The 16,395-nt window shown below is 45.7% G+C and carries 14 protein-coding genes; 11 read left to right on the top strand and 3 right to left on the bottom strand.

Annotated elements, in window-relative coordinates:
- Positions 1-251: 251 nt before the first annotated feature.
- From MKY01_RS27210 to MKY01_RS27195, 4 genes are all read left to right on the top strand, one after another.
- Positions 252-1,598 carry a cytochrome ubiquinol oxidase subunit I gene (locus MKY01_RS27210; protein WP_036606964.1) on the top strand — a complete coding sequence of 449 codons (1,347 nt, stop codon included), beginning with the start codon at positions 252-254 and terminating at the stop codon, positions 1,596-1,598.
- Positions 1,595-2,629 carry a cytochrome d ubiquinol oxidase subunit II gene (locus MKY01_RS27205; RefSeq protein WP_036668011.1) on the top strand — a complete coding sequence of 345 codons (1,035 nt, stop codon included), beginning with the start codon at positions 1,595-1,597 and terminating at the stop codon, positions 2,627-2,629. The genes MKY01_RS27210 and MKY01_RS27205 overlap by 4 nt, the downstream gene beginning before the upstream one ends.
- A 277-nt stretch (positions 2,630-2,906) precedes the next feature.
- Positions 2,907-3,950: an MBL fold metallo-hydrolase gene (locus MKY01_RS27200; RefSeq protein WP_339284289.1), complete on the top strand. Its 1,044-nt coding sequence runs from the start codon at positions 2,907-2,909 to the stop codon at positions 3,948-3,950.
- A 215-nt stretch (positions 3,951-4,165) separates the two neighbouring features.
- Positions 4,166-5,791: an ATP-binding cassette domain-containing protein gene (locus MKY01_RS27195; RefSeq protein ID WP_036606972.1), complete on the top strand. Its 1,626-nt coding sequence runs from the start codon at positions 4,166-4,168 to the stop codon at positions 5,789-5,791.
- A gap of 113 nt (positions 5,792-5,904) precedes the next feature.
- Here MKY01_RS27195 and MKY01_RS27190 read toward each other — a convergent pair whose 3' ends face one another.
- On the bottom strand, positions 5,905-6,093 hold the full coding sequence (locus MKY01_RS27190) for a hypothetical protein (RefSeq protein WP_017692261.1): 189 nt from the start codon (positions 6,091-6,093) through the stop codon (positions 5,905-5,907).
- 290 nt (positions 6,094-6,383) lie between these two features.
- Here MKY01_RS27190 and MKY01_RS27185 point away from each other — a divergent pair, with 290 nt between their 5' ends.
- The gene (locus MKY01_RS27185) at positions 6,384-7,271 is read left to right on the top strand and encodes a cation diffusion facilitator family transporter (protein ID WP_036606974.1); all 888 of its coding nucleotides are present in this window, start codon (positions 6,384-6,386) and stop codon (positions 7,269-7,271) included.
- Between the two features lie 91 nt (positions 7,272-7,362).
- Here MKY01_RS27185 and MKY01_RS27180 read toward each other — a convergent pair whose 3' ends face one another.
- Both MKY01_RS27180 and MKY01_RS27175 read right to left on the bottom strand, forming a co-directional pair.
- On the bottom strand, positions 7,363-7,881 hold the full coding sequence (locus MKY01_RS27180) for a hypothetical protein (protein ID WP_339284287.1): 519 nt from the start codon (positions 7,879-7,881) through the stop codon (positions 7,363-7,365).
- 374 nt (positions 7,882-8,255) lie between these two features.
- On the bottom strand, positions 8,256-8,420 hold the full coding sequence (locus MKY01_RS27175) for a DUF1328 domain-containing protein (protein ID WP_017692264.1): 165 nt from the start codon (positions 8,418-8,420) through the stop codon (positions 8,256-8,258).
- 220 nt (positions 8,421-8,640) lie between these two features.
- Here MKY01_RS27175 and MKY01_RS27170 point away from each other — a divergent pair, with 220 nt between their 5' ends.
- The 6 genes from MKY01_RS27170 to MKY01_RS27145 all read left to right on the top strand — a co-directional run bounded on the left by MKY01_RS27170 (position 8,641) and on the right by MKY01_RS27145 (position 16,383).
- A complete protein-coding gene (locus tag MKY01_RS27170; RefSeq protein ID WP_339284285.1) occupies positions 8,641-9,150 on the top strand; it encodes a DUF948 domain-containing protein in 510 nt (169 codons plus the stop codon).
- A 68-nt stretch (positions 9,151-9,218) separates the two neighbouring features.
- Positions 9,219-9,752 carry a hypothetical protein gene (locus MKY01_RS27165; protein ID WP_036668006.1) on the top strand — a complete coding sequence of 178 codons (534 nt, stop codon included), beginning with the start codon at positions 9,219-9,221 and terminating at the stop codon, positions 9,750-9,752.
- Between the two features lie 94 nt (positions 9,753-9,846).
- Positions 9,847-10,191, top strand: a complete 345-nt coding sequence (locus MKY01_RS27160; RefSeq protein WP_017692267.1) for a general stress protein — start codon at positions 9,847-9,849, stop codon at positions 10,189-10,191.
- A gap of 341 nt (positions 10,192-10,532) precedes the next feature.
- Complete coding sequence (locus tag MKY01_RS27155; protein ID WP_036606980.1) at positions 10,533-11,702, top strand: fused response regulator/phosphatase; 1,170 nt, start codon at positions 10,533-10,535, stop codon at positions 11,700-11,702.
- Positions 11,699-15,424, top strand: coding sequence for a response regulator (locus MKY01_RS27150; RefSeq protein ID WP_076253594.1), 3,726 nt, complete (start codon positions 11,699-11,701; stop codon positions 15,422-15,424). The genes MKY01_RS27155 and MKY01_RS27150 overlap by 4 nt, the downstream gene beginning before the upstream one ends.
- A gap of 86 nt (positions 15,425-15,510) precedes the next feature.
- Positions 15,511-16,383, top strand: coding sequence for a protein-glutamate O-methyltransferase CheR (locus MKY01_RS27145; protein WP_036606984.1), 873 nt, complete (start codon positions 15,511-15,513; stop codon positions 16,381-16,383).
- The last annotated feature ends 12 nt before the right edge of the window (positions 16,384-16,395 follow it).

Here is a 16,395-nt window from a genome sequence, read left to right as displayed (position 1 = left end):
CCCGGATAAAAAAACAACTTCTTTTGCAAACTGTCTATAGAGCCATAATTTGCATCCCATGCAAAAGGAGGACGGCAGGTATATGTTCCGTAAACAAGAGAAAACACTCATTATCGTCTGTCTGGTTGCAGCTGTGGTTGTGCTGTATGCCGTTGTGAAGAGCATCATCCGAATCATGAGTTATTGAGATACACGTTCAAGCAGAGTAACTGCTGTCGTACATAACGATTATGTGAAAGAGGAGTGTAACCATGTCATCCCTGGACCCTGTTTTGCTCAGCCGGATACTAACCGGCCTTACCCTGTTTGTACACATTATTTTTGCCTCTATTGGTGTAGGTGTTCCACTTATGATTGCCTTGGCCGAGTGGCGAGGACTCCGAACCAATGATATGCATTACACCTTGCTGGCACGCCGGTGGGCGCGAGGTTTTGTCATCACCGTTGCTGTTGGCGTCGTTACAGGCACCTCGATCGGATTACAGCTCAGTCTGCTGTGGCCGATGTTTATGCGGGTAGCGGGTCAGGCAATCGCCCTGCCGCTGTTCATGGAGACGTTTGCCTTTTTTATAGAGGCTATCTTTCTTGGGATTTACCTCTATACGTGGGATCGTTTCAAAAAGAAATATACGCATATGCTGCTGTTAATTCCGGTAGCTCTCGGCTCATCTGCATCTGCGATCTTCATTACAACGGTGAACTCCTTCATGAACCAGCCTCAGGGATTCACCCTGATTAATGGCATCATGAAGGACATTCATCCGATTGCTGCCATGTTGAATCCGGCAACGCCAACCAAAGTGTCCCATGTGCTCGCCTCATCCTACACCTTGAGTGCAGGTATTCTGGCGGGGATCGCCGCCTTCAGTTTGCTTCGGGGACGGGATCATGTGTATTACAAAAAAGCACTGAAACTCACGACGGTATCTGCGCTCGTATTTGCCATTAGTACCGTCATGATCGGCGATTCCTCCGGTAAATTCCTGGCGAAATATCAGCCGGAGAAGCTGGCTGCCGCAGAATGGCATTTCAAGACGATGAAAGAGGCACCGCTCGTTTATGGCGGTATTTTGGATGAGAATAATGAAGTGAAATACGCGATTGAGATTCCCTATGCGCTTAGCATTTTGGCGGGTAATCGTCCAGATACGGAAGTGAAAGGTCTCGAAGAATTTCCGGCGGATCTGAGACCACCACTATCCATACATTATATGTTCGACCTGAAGGTCACCACCGGAGTGATCATCCTGATGATTCCTGTGTTATATGTACTGCGGCGCTGGTTGCCAGGGCGCAAGCCCTATCCCAAGTGGCTGCTGCTTGGCATTGTCTTGCTGGGGCCACTGGCCATGATTGCGATCGAGTTGGGGTGGATGTTCGCTGAAGTTGGCAGGCAACCTTGGATCTTACGCGGATATATGAAGGTGGCGGAAGCGGCCACGACGTCAACTTCGGTAGGATGGATGTTAGTGTTGTTCATATTGCTGTATCTGATCCTGTGTTTCTCGTGCATTCGGGTACTCAGCAAGCTGTTCCGTAACAAGGAAGCAGAGAAGGAACTAGAGTCTCTGGGGCTTGAAGGAGGGATCGTGCATTGAGTTTCGAAATTGCAGGCATCGCAATATTGTGGACGTTTTTGTTCGGTTACCTGATCGTTGCTTCGATTGATTTTGGCGCCGGGTTCTTCAGCTTTTATAGCATTTTGACCGGGCATGAGAACAAAATTCATAACATCATTCAGCGCTACCTGTCTCCCGTGTGGGAAGTGACGAATGTGTTTTTGATCTTTTTTGTGGTCGGACTGGTCGGGTTTTATCCGGACAGCGCCTTTTATTACGGGACGGCCTTGCTGGTGCCGGGTTCCCTGGCCATTGTACTGCTTGCGATCCGGGGCGTGTATTACGCCTACAATACCTATGGCAATCATGGGCAGAACAGCCGGATCTATATGGCATTGTACGGGGCGACGGGATTGCTGATTCCGGCGGTATTTTCCACCATTTTGGCGATATCCGAAGGCGGGATCATTGAAGAGGTGGGCGATCAGGTGTTTTTTCGCTGGCGTGAATTTTTGACGAATCCCTATACATGGTCGGTTGTTTTGCTTGCACTGGTTAGTGTGCTGTACATCTCGGCGATGTTTCTATCTTATTATGCAAAACGGGCGGGGGATGAGCCGGCATATGAGGTGCTTCGAGAGTACGCGCTGCTCTGGAGTTTGCCTACCATTTTTGCAAGCTTTCTGGCTTTTCTGCAGATTAACAAACAGAATCCCGAACACTTTGAGCAGATGGTAAATATTTCGTGGATGTTCATCGCTTCGTTTATTTGTTTTGTCATTGCTGTGTCGCTGGTGTGGAAAAGTAAATATCTGGGTTGGTGTTTTGTTGCTGTCATGCTTCAGTTTGCCTTTGCCTGGTATGGTTACGGGCGATCTCACCTTCCGTACATATTGTATCCTTACATCAATATTTACGACGGCTTTACGAATCGCACGATGGGGATTGCGCTCATTACAGCGTTTAGTCTGGGGCTACTCGTGCTCATTCCTTCGCTTGTGCTGATTATGAAGCTGTTCCTGTTTGATGCCAATTATGTGCGCGGTAATTCTGGTAAAAAGAAAGGATGAGTCTGTTCATGCACCCAAACATGTTCTTACTCATGACTCCCTTGCTGGATCCACTATCTACTGAGGGAGTCACGGGGATACCCGGTATAACCGGATTGAGCTTTTTTGAAACATTCACCATTATGTACGCCCCTCCACTGATCATTGCGGCTGCTATTGTCTTTCTGTTTATATATCTGGCCGTATATAAGAACCCAAAGGATTGATTGGTTGGTACGTCCATTCCCGTTTGGGGTAATCTGTTGTTAAGAAATGAGGAAGGGAGGAGGGCCCTTTCATGCCGAAAATCCGTTATAACAATATCGATAATGTAAGTACGGACAAAACGCTGAAGGAATTCAAACAATGGAGGGAGCAACGGCGGAGCAAAGTGAAGGACTACACCTACACCGTGCCCAAACACCCGCCTGAACTGGATTATCTGCATGCCAACCGGGATGACACAAGTATTACCTGGATTGGACACTCCACGTTTTTCATTCAATATTATGGATTGAACATCGTGACTGACCCGGTGTGGGCCGAAAAAATGGGATTTCAACGAAGGCTCGGTGCCCCCGGCATTCCGATTCAGGATATTCCACCGTTGGATGTGATTCTGATATCCCATTCCCACTATGATCATCTGCATCTGGCTTCCTTGCGTAAGCTGATTACAGCCAAGACGTTGCTGATCGTACCCGATGGTCTGAAACGCAAGATGATTCGCAAAGGATTCCATCGATGCCAGGAGATGAAATGGTGGGATCATATGACACTTGGCGGAGTCAAAATAACTTTTGTTCCTGCACAGCACTGGACGCGCCGAACGTTGTTTGACACCAATACGTCCCATTGGGGCGGTTATGTATTGGAATTGGAATCGAATCATTCGGCAACGACTTCAGCAGCGGAAAGTGTTGCAACAACGAGCAATCAGGATGAGTCATCCACGGAATCAGGGAAGAACGATACATCCGGCGGCCCGCCTGTGTTGTATTTTGTGGGTGATACAGGTTACTTCCAGGGTTTCAAAACGATTGGAGAACGCTTTGACATTGGTGTTACCCTGATGCCCATCGGTGCCTACGATCCGGAATGGTTCATGACTTCTCAGCATGTGACACCCGAAGAAGCGCTGCAGGGGTTCGTTGAATCCGGCTCACAGCTCATGGTGCCAATGCATTACGGCACATTCAAGCTGGCGGATGATACGCCCAAGGAAGCGCTGGATCGGCTGGAAGTTGAACGTGAACGTTTAGGCATTGGTAAAGAGCGGATTCGGGTGCTTGGTCATGGCGAAACACTCCGCATTCACCACGAGGAAGGTAAACAGGGCTAACAAAAGTGAGCCAAATATGTTAATGTAGGGGTATGCCTGCATGAACAGTACATTTACCAAATCTTTAATAAGTAAAAAGCGGCCAATTTTCGAATTTGCCGCTTTTTTGTGTTATAATATGGTGCCAGAATAGGCATCGGGATATTGAATCCATGATTTACGCAACTTGCTATTCATGCAGTATGCAGATTAACCAATAAAGGATGGTATGCTTAATGATCAGTACAAGCGGCATCACGCTCCGCTACGGAAAACGTGCACTTTTTGAAGATGTAAATATCAAATTCACGCCAGGGAACTGTTACGGCCTGATCGGCGCCAACGGAGCCGGCAAATCAACATTCTTGAAAATTTTGTCTGGTGAGATTGAAGCCAACTCGGGAGAGGTGCACATCACCCCGGGCGAACGTATGGCCGTTTTGAAGCAAAACCACTTTGAATATGATGAGTATCCGGTTCTCGAAACGGTAATTATGGGTCATAGTCGTCTGTATTCCATCATGAAAGAGAAGGATGCTTTGTATGCGAAGGCAGACTTCACAGAAGAAGACGGTTTGCGTGCAGGTGAGCTTGAAGGGGAATTCGCTGAGCAAAACGGCTGGGATGCTGAACCAGATGCAGCGGCGCTCCTGATCGGTCTTGGCATTGTTCGTGACATGCATGACAAAAAAATGATAGAGCTGAGCGGAAACGAAAAAGTCCGTGTATTGCTGGCACAAGCGTTGTTTGGCCGTCCAAACAACCTGTTGCTCGATGAGCCTACCAACCACTTGGATCTCGAATCCATTCAATGGCTGGAGAACTTCCTGATGGATTATGAAGGTACCGTTATTGTGGTATCCCATGACCGTCACTTCCTGAACAAGGTATGTACGCATATCGCAGATATTGACTTCGGTAAAATCCAGATGTACGTAGGTAACTATGACTTCTGGTATGAGTCCAGCCAATTGGCACTTGCTCTGCAGCGGGATGCCAACAAGAAAAAAGAAGAGAAGATTAAAGAGCTACAAGCCTTTATTCAACGTTTCTCTGCGAACGCTTCGAAGTCCAAACAGGCGACTTCCCGGAAGAAAACACTCGACAAAATCACATTGGATGACCTTCGTCCATCCAACCGTAAATACCCGTTTATCAACTTCAAGCCTGAACGTGAAGCAGGTAAACAATTGCTGACGGTAGATCGTATTGACAAATCCATCGATGGTGTGAAAATGTTGAATGATGTGAGCTTTGTGGTGAACAAAGGTGACAAAATTGCATTTGTTGGCCCGAACGGAAATGCCAAATCACTGTTATTTGATATTCTCATGGGTGAAACCGAAGCAGATAGCGGCGAATATACTTGGGGTATAACGACGACTCAGGCTTATTTCCCGAAAGACAACTCTCAGTATTTTGACGGTGTAGACATGACTCTCGTGGATTGGCTCCGTCAGTATTCGAAAGATCAGGATGAAACGTATCTGCGTGGATTCTTGGGCCGTATGCTGTTCTCCGGTGAGGAGTCCCAGAAGAAGGCTAGCGTACTCTCCGGGGGGGAGAAGGTTCGTTGTATGCTGGCAAAAATGATGCAGACAGGTGCAAACGCACTGATTCTGGATGAGCCAACGAACCACTTGGATCTTGAATCCATCACAGCACTGAATAACGGTATGATTGACTTTGACGGCACAATGCTGTTTACATCCCATGACCATCAGTTCATCCAAACGATTGCTAACCGGATTATCGAAATTACGCCAACAGGCATTATCGATCGCCAAATGAGCTATGACGAATATCTGGAAAGTGATGAAATCAAAGAACTGCGCAATAAAATGTATCCGGTAGAAGCTTAATCTAAGCATCATCTGCGGCACATGATTATAGGAACACCAAAGAACCGCAAGCCTCTTTGAAGAGGGCTTGCGGTTCTTTTTGTAATTCAATGGTTTCTCGGCGGCTTTAAGACCTAAGATCCACCAGTACGGCGACGTTGGTTGTTAGGCTTTTTGTTGTTTTGACTCTTCATCGCTTTAGGTCCGCCTTCAAAGTAGGCGCTGGATTGGTTACCAGAATTTGCTTGTTCTTTCTTTTGCGCCAGTTTTTGGCGTATAGCATCCTGCAAACTGACCTTTTTCGGTTCGTTATTTTCGCTCATCGTTATTTCCCTCCCGGTCTTACAGTGAGCCGTCCAGATTGGACGGGATGTACCTATTTTATACGTTTTATAAAAGCCCCACAAGGGCAACCTGATAAAATGCTCAAAACCTTTGGTTTTACCCAGGCCAACATTTTTTCTCAATAACTACAGCCCTGCCGTCTGGCAACTTTGTTTCGGCTTGCCTACAGCAATGCAACCTGGCAACACTGTTTCTGTAGACCCACACGCTCCGCATTTGGTAACATGGAAAAACCGTAATACGAAACGTTAAAGGGGTGTCGCCCGGTTTGAACGCTTATGAAGAAATTCGAAAAGGGGAGCGAGGGGCTTGGGTTAGTATCGTAGCCTATCTCGTCTTGTCCGCTTTTAAGCTGATCTGTGGATATTTATTTGCTTCCAGCGCCTTGCTGGCCGATGGTTTTAATAACCTTACAGATATTGTAGCATCCATTGCTGTACTGATTGGGCTTCGGATCTCCCAGAAACCACCTGATTCGGATCATGCCTATGGTCATTTTAGAGCGGAGACGGTTGCTGCTTTGGTAGCTTCATTTATTATGGCTATGGTTGGGCTGCAAGTATTGGTTGAAGCCGTTCGCTCCTGGTATGAAGGAGCCTTTGTTGCTCCAAACCTGTGGGCGGCAGCGGTGGCTGTAGTCTGTGCTGTGGTGATGTTAGGCGTGTACCGTTACAATCACCGTCTGGCAAAACAAATTAATAGTCAGGCTCTGATGGCTGCGGCGAAAGATAATCGTTCCGATGCCTGGGTCAGCATAGGCGCTGCAATTGGAATTATAGGTGCGCAGTTTGGACTTCCATGGCTGGATAAAGTAGCTGCCATTGCTGTAGGTCTGTTGATCTGCAAAACGGCTTGGGAGATTTTTCGGGATTCTACACATCGTCTTACCGATGGATTTGACCAGAAGGAACTGACGGATCTCAGATCCTCCGTAGCACGCGTTCCCGGTGTTGAGATGATCAAGGACGTGAAGGCACGTGTGCACGGCAGTCATGTACTTGTGGATGTAGTCATTGAAGTGGACGGAGGCCTAAGCTTGATTGAAGGCCATCAGATCTGTGACCGTGTTGAAGAGCGGTTGAAGCGATCGCATAACATCATGCATGTACATGTACATGTGGAACCAAAGACGGAAGAAGTCACAAGGAACCCTTGAACAGGGAGTGAACATCTTGGAAAATGAAAAGAGGACAGCCGCAATTGTGCGTGCTGTCCTCTTTACTTATCATTAGAACGATTATACGATGTTATTGAATGGCAACGTGGATCCACGCTTTGCCTTTCCAAGTGTATACTTGTACCCACTCGCCGCCATCGAATCCATCAACCACTTCACCTGTTGTATCGATGACTTGGGAACCTAATGCACCGATTGGTTTACCGTTAGGTGCATCATAGAACCAAGTGCGCTCCAGAAGGTTCAGCAACATCGTTGGTGCCAGTACTTCATCACCTGGTTTTACGAGTGGCTCTTCAAACATTTTCTCATCTGTAGTCGTAGCTGGCGTTTCAGTTGTAGTTGAAGTACCTTCTGCACCTGTAGTGTCTACTGTTGTACCTGTTACAGTCTCAGCAGTACCTTCTACTGTTTCTACAGCAGGTTTGTTCACTTCAACAGCTGGAGTTGTTGTGGTCGTTGTCTTTGTTGTAGCCTCAGTTCCTGTTTCCGGATTTACCGTTCCAGTAACCGCTTCCTCAGCACCCGCAGCGGCAGCCATCGAACCCATCAACGTTAAAGCAGCGGCAAAACTTACGATTTTTTTCATTTTGTTTTTCCTCCTCGGTAGGTATGTAAAATGTTGTCCTGATTACAAGTAACCAAGCAAGCACCCTTATGAATCACAAATTATAACAATATTTTCTTGCATTCTCCAGTGTCAACTGGCTCATATGTGGGTATATAGCAAGCCTGTAAATATCATACTTCAGTGGGATAAAACCGGGTTGGCTATCTCAAGAAGGTCCTGTTTTTTTTGGGATTCATACGAGAGCGGATTGGAATAAAGCAGAAGGGAGTGCAATACATAATATAGAAAAGTTGACCTATGCCTGAACGCACAAAAGCCAATCGGCTTGGGAGCACGATCGGCTTTTGTATGTATTTCGTTTAGTAAACACTCAGTCATATCAGAGCCTGAGGTTATCGCATTCGGCTACGTCCCGTAATCAGGGAGATTACGAACAGTACAACAAAGATGAAGAAGAGTACTTTCGCGATTGAAGCAGCTGCTTCAACAATACCGAAGAATCCAAAAATACCTGCTACCAGTGCAATAATTAGAAATAATACAGACCATTTCAACATAAGTATTCATCCTTTCGTATAATTGATTGTGGAGTGAGTTGTGTTCACCTCACCGCCTTGTGTAGTCTAACTTTAACCGAGTGCTAACCGCTTGAAACATTGGTTTTTTTTCCAAGCGAAGGCATATATGAAGGGATATATAATATTGTTTCGTCCGGGAAATCGCCGGGTAACTATAGCAATAACAAACTGATGCACATATGGAAAGAGAGGTTCTTCTATGATCTATCAAATTAGCGTGGCCCTGATTGCAGTGGCATTTGCAGTACTGGTATTCTTTTTAATTCGTACCTTGAAATCCGCTCAGGGTTCTTTGGACAATGTCTCACAGACATTGCAGGAGGTACAGAAAACCATTGACGAACTAAGTTATGAAGTGAAGCAGACGGTAAGACATGCCAATGATATTACGGTGGATGTACAACACAAAATGAAAAAAATTGATCCTGTTATGGAATCTGTTGAGAATCTGGGAGAAGTGTTGAATGAAGTGACGGCAGCAGCCAAACAAGTCTCCACAACGCTGATGGCGAAATTTCAGACCAAACGTAACAACGCTGAACAGACCAAGCATGCTGAAGCGGTTCATGTAACTGCACCGCCTGCTACATCAACGGATCGTACCCTGCAAGCCTATGAAGCTACATATAATGGTGAAGCTAAGGGCGGGAAAAACTGGATGAAGTATATTGATGTTGCAGCGAATGTATGGCAACGGATGCGCAAGTAACATGACCGCTTTGTAACCCATGAAGAAGCCTTCAGAGCGGTGATGAACCTGATGAAAGGGTGAGAATCATGATGAAACTACTGCTTGTGATGTTTAGCGTAATTTCTCCCTTTTCCGTTCAACCGGCAGCGGTACCCGCTGCTCACGATATGCAATGGACGGCAATGGAAGAGAAGGCGTCAGAGGTAACTCTGGCTGTTGATCGATCCGAGACTTTCCAGCATTTTCGGACTCTGAATGGCATTTCTCTGGATGACACCATGGATGATTTGTTGGCCAAGAAGGGCCAGCCGGGGTATAAGCAGGAAGATCCTTATCTGGGGTGTCCTGAATATCACTTTCATGATGTGAAGGTTGGCTTGTGTGAAGATACGGATGTCATTCAATATGTGCATATCGATGCATCTGAGAATCACATCATGTTAAACGGAAAGAGAATTGAGATGAATATTGAAGCGATCCATCATGCTCTAGGGAAACCTTATTATGTGGCAGAGGACGGAGAAGTGTTTCTCCGTGGAGACCAGGCTCTGAAGGTATATATGAAGTCAGGCTCTCATCAGATTGAAGGCATTGATCTTTTTGATGACACAGTTTCCTAGGATTGGTTATTACCAAATCGTTTCAAACCCATATAGTATGGTTATATACTAAGTAGCTCGATACAGAAGATTAAATCAGAGGAGAGTGGAAACGATGAATTCAACCAATGAGCAAGCTTATGCAAAAGTGGTAGAAAACGGAGTCCAGGCGGTAGAAGCGGTGAAAGAATTGCAGATTACCGGATACCTTGCTGATCAAATCTTTGTTCTCGCCCATGAGAAGGATCGTACAGATCGAATTGCCGATACAGCAGATGCCAAAGAAATTGGCATAAAGGAAGAGGGCGTATTTGATTCCTTGGCGAATCTGTTCCGCTCACGTGGTGATGAACTCCGGGCCAAAATTGTTTCGATGGGCTTTACCGAAGCCGAAGCGGATTTCTACGAGAGTGAACTCGACAAAGGTAAAGTACTCGTTATTGCTAAAAAGAAAGATTAACTCGATAAGTTGAAGTTTGCTGAACATGGACAAGCTTCTGAATCATTTATGTAAAATGCTTAATCAAAAACATAGATAAGGAATGGGGAAAACCCCATTCCTTATCTATGTTTTTGCAAGTTTGGAAGCGGGATCAGGACGCTGCAAAAACAGGGTGAGTCGCGGGGATATTCCCCTACGATGGTGCCATTTACTGATAGAAGTTTTTTGTTTTTACGATTATAGTTATACTAGGAATTATTATGTCTACTGCCGTTTTGTATGCAAAATTTGTATAATCAACGTTTGTTTTAACCTAATAAGAATCGACAAACCCGGACGCCACAGATAAGGAGATATCAATGAGAATACTTATTGTTGACGACAATCCGACGAATGTCATTATCATTCGAGAAATTCTGAAAAAAGAAAACTATCGTGACATTGTAACGGCGAGTTCCGCCATGGAAATGTTTGAAGTGTTAGGAATTGGGGAGGAAAGCAACGAACTTCGTCCAAGACCGTCGGATATTGACCTGATTTTGCTAGATATGATGATGCCTGAGATGGACGGTATCGAAGCCTGCAGTATTGTGCAGAAATTTGAGAATCTGAAGGATATACCGATTATTATGGTGACTGCCATCGGAGACTCCAAGAAACTTGCCGAAGCATTGGATGCTGGTGCATCTGATTATGTGACCAAGCCGATTAATAAAGTCGAACTGATGGCCAGAATTCGACTCGCACTTCGTTTGAAACAGGAGAAGGATTGGCATAAAGAGCGTGATCAACGTATTCAGGATGAGCTCAAGTTGGCAGCGATGGTCCAAAATGCTGTATTAAGTCCGGCAATTAGGGACCCGTTGTTCCAAGTGCATGCCATCTATAAACCATCCTTTGAGCTTGCGGGTGATCTGTATTCTTGGTACCCCCTTGGGGAAGGCCGTTACGGAGTACTGCTGCTCGACATGATGGGACACGGGATATCTTCATCCCTGTTTACCATGTTTATCGCTTCTGTGTTGAAAGATACGGTTACCACTTATGTGGATCCAGAGAAGGTCATTCAAGAGTTGAACCGTCGTTTTAACCAGCTCCATCTGGAAAAACAATTGGTGCAGTATTATTTCACGGCAATTTATCTGGTCGTTGATACACGGATGAAACGTATTGATTATGTTAATGCAGGGCATCCACCTGCTTTATTTTTCCGAAACGACGGCAGTGTCACCACATTTGACAGCGTCTGCTGTCCTGTTGGTTTATTTGACAAGATGGATATTGAACCACAAACGATCCATTATGAGGGTGACGGGCATATTGCACTCTATACGGATGGATTATTGGAAGCTGTTCAGGGCGGGCAGGAAGAACAACATGAATTCCTGATCGAAAAACTGACCGGCTCACATCAGTGGAATGAAGCTGCTATGCAGGCCATGTTTTTTGACGACGAAATTCCCCAAGAGCGGGATGATGATAAATGTCTGGTCTGGATTACTTTGAATAAAGGGGCGGGGGATGAATGAAGATCAGGAATAAACTGCTGATTGGTTTTACCGCTCTGATGGCCATTTTGATCGTGCTCACGTTTGTGAGTTATGAACGGTTAAACAGCAGTAATCAACAGATTGATCAGATGTATCAGGAACGTTATCTCAAAGTAAGGTTCACTTCTGCTGCACGTGGAGAGGTCAATGATATAGCCAAAGTGCTGGCTAACTTGTTATTGAATCCGAACAATTCGATTAATGCTGCTGAGGGTGATCTGAAGGAGATGAAGGATCGGGGGGATGGTTACCTCGCAGAAGTGAGAAACCGGGCAGACAGTGCACCTGAACATCAACTGGTGGATCGTGTGAATACGGCGTGGACCGCTTATACATCTTATGCAACGAGACAGATCAACCTGATGTCCCAAAACCGGGTAGAAGATGCGAATAACTACCGCAATTCAACAGGACTCGCGGTGCAAAAAGAAACTGTGGATAGTTTGAATGCTCTTTCACGTTATCAGGACCAAGAGATTGATGCTGAGATCAAGAACGCTAACGAAGCGTATACGAGAGCAGTACAGATCACGATAAGTATCATGATTGCCGGGTTGTTGCTTGCATTGGGTGTCATTCTGTGGGTGCTGCCGAGTATTACACGGGGTCTGAACACTGTATCTATGATGATTACCAGCTTTGGTAAAGGGCGTTACCGCACAATTAGACGCATACAGGTCAAGTCCACGGACGAGATTGGTCAGATTGCCAGTGTGTTCAAGGATGTATCCAGTGATCTGGAAGAAAAACTGGAGATCGAGAGGGCTTATGTGCAGGCTCAGCAGGATCAAAACTGGATGAGTTCGAACATCGCAAGAGTCCCGGAGCTGCTTCGGGGGATTGGCTCCATTCGCCAAATTTCACAGATGTTTATCAGTGAGTTCACACCTGTGCTTGGTGCTCAGTTGGGTGTCGTCTATCTGATCGATGAGGAGAAACATCCCGACGAACTGAGACGTTACGGTGCATACGCATTTGAAGAGAACGAAGATGTTGGTAAGGAAATGTATCGCATCGGGGAAGGCCTGATTGGTCAAGCCGCGCTGGATATGACACCGATTATTCTGGAAAATACGCCCGAAGATTACGTGCATATTGGTTCAGCTTCAGGCTCAACACGTGCTGCGGGTATCATGATCTATCCTGTCGTGTTTGAAGATGAACTGATTGGTGTAGTTGAAGTGGCTTCCTTTGAAGGTTTCAATGAACTGCACAAGCAGTTATTCACACAACTGATTATGAACCTGGGCGTAATTTTGAACAACGTTCGACGTCGTTTGCGTGTGGAGGAGCTGCTGCGTGAATCCCAGGCACTGACTGAGGAACTGCAGGTTCAATCGGAAGAATTGCAGACACAGCAAGAAGAGCTTCGTCGTTCCAATGAGAATTTGGAGGAGCAGACAGAGGCACTTAAACGTTCCGAGGAATTGCTGCAGCGTCAGCAGGAAGAATTGGAGCATTTCAATACGGAGCTCATTGCCAAGACGCGGGCGCTTGAAGAGCAGGTGCGTGAAGTTGAAGAGAAAAATGACGAAATTGAGAAAACGAAGACACAGTTGGAACAGCAAGCTACACAGCTGTCGATGACAAGTAAGTACAAGTCCGAATTTTTAGCGAATATGTCACATGAACTCCGTACACCATTGAACAGTCTGCTCATTTTGTCCCAATTATTGTCGGAGAACAAAGGTGGAAATCTGACTGACAAACAGCAGGAATATGCGCAAACCATCTACATGTCAGGCGCGGATCTGCTGAAGATGATTGATGAGATTCTGGATCTGTCCAAGGTGGACGCAGGTAAGATGGATATCAATTATGAGACCGTACGAATGGAAGAGCTGACCAGCTTTGTTCAGCAGAACTTTGGACCGATGGCGAACAAAAAGGAACTGAACTTGAATATTGATTTCGACAGCGATCTACCGGAATGGGTGTACACCGACAGCCATCGCGTCAAACAGATTTTACGGAATTTGTTGTCGAACGCATTTAAGTTCACCAATCGAGGTTCGGTTAGTCTAATTGGACGACGGATGAAACCGGAAGAACTGCCGGGTTATATGAACACCAATCAGGAATATCTCGGATTCAGTGTAAAAGACACCGGCATTGGTATTCCATCGGACAAGACGGATCTGATCTTTGAAGCGTTCCAGCAAGTAGACGGGACCACAAGTCGGAAATACGGTGGAACTGGTCTGGGATTGTCCATTAGCAGGGAACTGGCACGTTTGCTTGGTGGTGCAATACAGGTGGAATCATCCGAGGGAGAAGGTAGCTGCTTTACCTTATACCTGCCGGATAATCATGAAGAGGAAGCCTTGGCGGAGGAAGGTGCTTCAAGAGAAGCGGCTGTTTCCTCAGAGGATCTTTATGAAAAGTCCATCGAAGCACGGACCATGCTTTCAAGTCATCAGTCCATTCTCTCTCCTGATCCGGAGCGTAGCGTGGGTACAGATCTTTCTCCTTCCCATACTCCAGATGTCACGCAGATCGAAGATGATCGGGAGAATCTGATGGAAGGTGACAAAATCCTCCTCATCATTGAGGATGACGTGAACTTTGCACATATTTTGATGGATATGGCGAGAGGAAGAGGATTCAAAGCACTTGTTGCCCTTCAAGGTGATAAAGGACTTGAAATGGCACGTCAATATTTGCCGGATGCCATTATCCTGGATATTCAATTGCCGGTGATGGATGGTTGGACCATTCTGGGCGAGCTGAAGAGCAGTTCGGCAACACGCCACATTCCGGTTCATGTGATTTCAGTCATTGATGATATGAAGCAAGGTCTGATGATGGGCGCCATTGCCTATCTGAAAAAACCTTCGAGCAAGGATTCACTGGATAAAGCATTCTCGCATATCAAATCATATACTGAGAATCAATTAAAACGACTGTTGATCGTCGAAGATGACGAAATTCAGCGTAAAGCCATTATTGAATTGATTGGTCATGATGATGTTGCAATCACCGCTGTATCGACAGGTAGTGAGGCATTGAATGAATTACACAGCCAGCGTTATGACTGCATGGTACTGGATCTGATGTTAACGGATATGACCGGGTTTGAGTTGCTCGACCAGATTCGCGATGATGAATATCTGAACGATCTGCCGATTATAATTTATACAGGCAAAGAACTGGATTCCAAGGAAGAAATGAAGCTGCGCAAATATGCGGAATCCATCATTATCAAAGATGTGAAGTCACCGGAACGTCTGCTGGATGAGACCACTTTGTTCCTGCATCGGGTAGAAGCCAATTTGCCGGAAGACAAGCGTCGAATCTTACAGAAACTACACAACAAAGAAACGTTGTTTGAAGGCAAGAAAATATTGCTTGTAGATGACGATATTCGTAACGTATTTGCCCTTTCAAGTGTTCTTGAAGGCTATAGGATGGATGTGACGTTTGCTGAGAACGGCCGAGAGGCTTTGGAGATTTTGGACAAAAATCCGGAATTTGATCTGGTACTGATGGATATGATGATGCCAGAGATGGACGGTTATGAAGCGATGACACGAATCAGACAGATCCCGCAGTTTGAAAAGTTGCCGATTATTGCGCTTACGGCCAAAGCCATGAAAGAGGATCGCGGCAAATGTATTGAGGCTGGAGCATCTGATTATGTGAAAAAACCGATCCAGACAGATCAATTGTTATCCTTAATGCGCGTATGGCTGTATTCGTAAGTTCATTATTCGTATGTTCATTGTTTGGGTAATGAAAGACAATACGACGAATACGCAAGTAACAAATGAAGAAGTGGAGAGAACTTATGACACCGTGGGAACCTACCGAGACGGGGGCAGATTTGGTCCGTATGCCGCAAGATGAAGAACGCGAGCTGATCGAGATTGAGTTGCTGTTGGAAGGCATGCACCGTTTATATGGATATGATTTTAGAAACTATGCACTGCCATCCCTGAAACGAAGAATCTGGCATCATGCACATGCTGAAGGTGTTAAGAGCATATCCGGCTTGCAGGAGCGTGTTCTTCATGACCGTTCCGCGTTTGAACGTTTTGTACAGAACTTATCCATCCCTGTAACGGAAATGTTTCGAGATCCTTCGCTTTTCCGAATGTTTCGGGAACAGATTATTCCTATCCTGAGAACCTACCCGTATATCCGAATATGGCATGCGGGATGTTCTACAGGAGAGGAAGTTTATTCCATGGCCATCATGTTGCATGAGGAAGGACTGTATGACAAGGCAAGAATCTACGCAACGGATATGAATGATCGCTCTTTGCAACAGGCCAAAGAAGGCGTATATGGTATTGAGAAAATGAAACTATTTACTACAAATTATTTGGAGGCAGGGGGTACCAGAGCCTTCTCCGAGTACTATACAGCGAAATACAATTCGGTGATATTTCATCCTTTTCTAAGGAAGAACATCATTTTCGCCGAGCACAACCTGGCAACAGACCGGTCATTTAACGAGTTTAATGTTATCTTTTGCCGTAATGTCATGATTTATTTTAATGATGAACTGCGGAACCATGTGCATGGGCTGTTTCATGAGAGCTTGAGCCACTTTGGTATTCTGGTTCTGGGGTCGAAAGAATCGATACATTTTACAGAGTTCAGTGATACCTATGAGCCGTTAGACCGGACCGAAAAAATATACCGGAAGATCAAATAGGGGGTTAGGGTT

Origin of the sequence: Paenibacillus sp. FSL R5-0486 (assembly GCF_037975155.1) — a bacterium.
GTDB lineage: Bacteria > Bacillota > Bacilli > Paenibacillales > Paenibacillaceae > Paenibacillus > Paenibacillus amylolyticus.
Note: the sequence above shows the minus strand (reverse complement) of the source record. Positions and strands in the feature narration are given on the sequence as shown.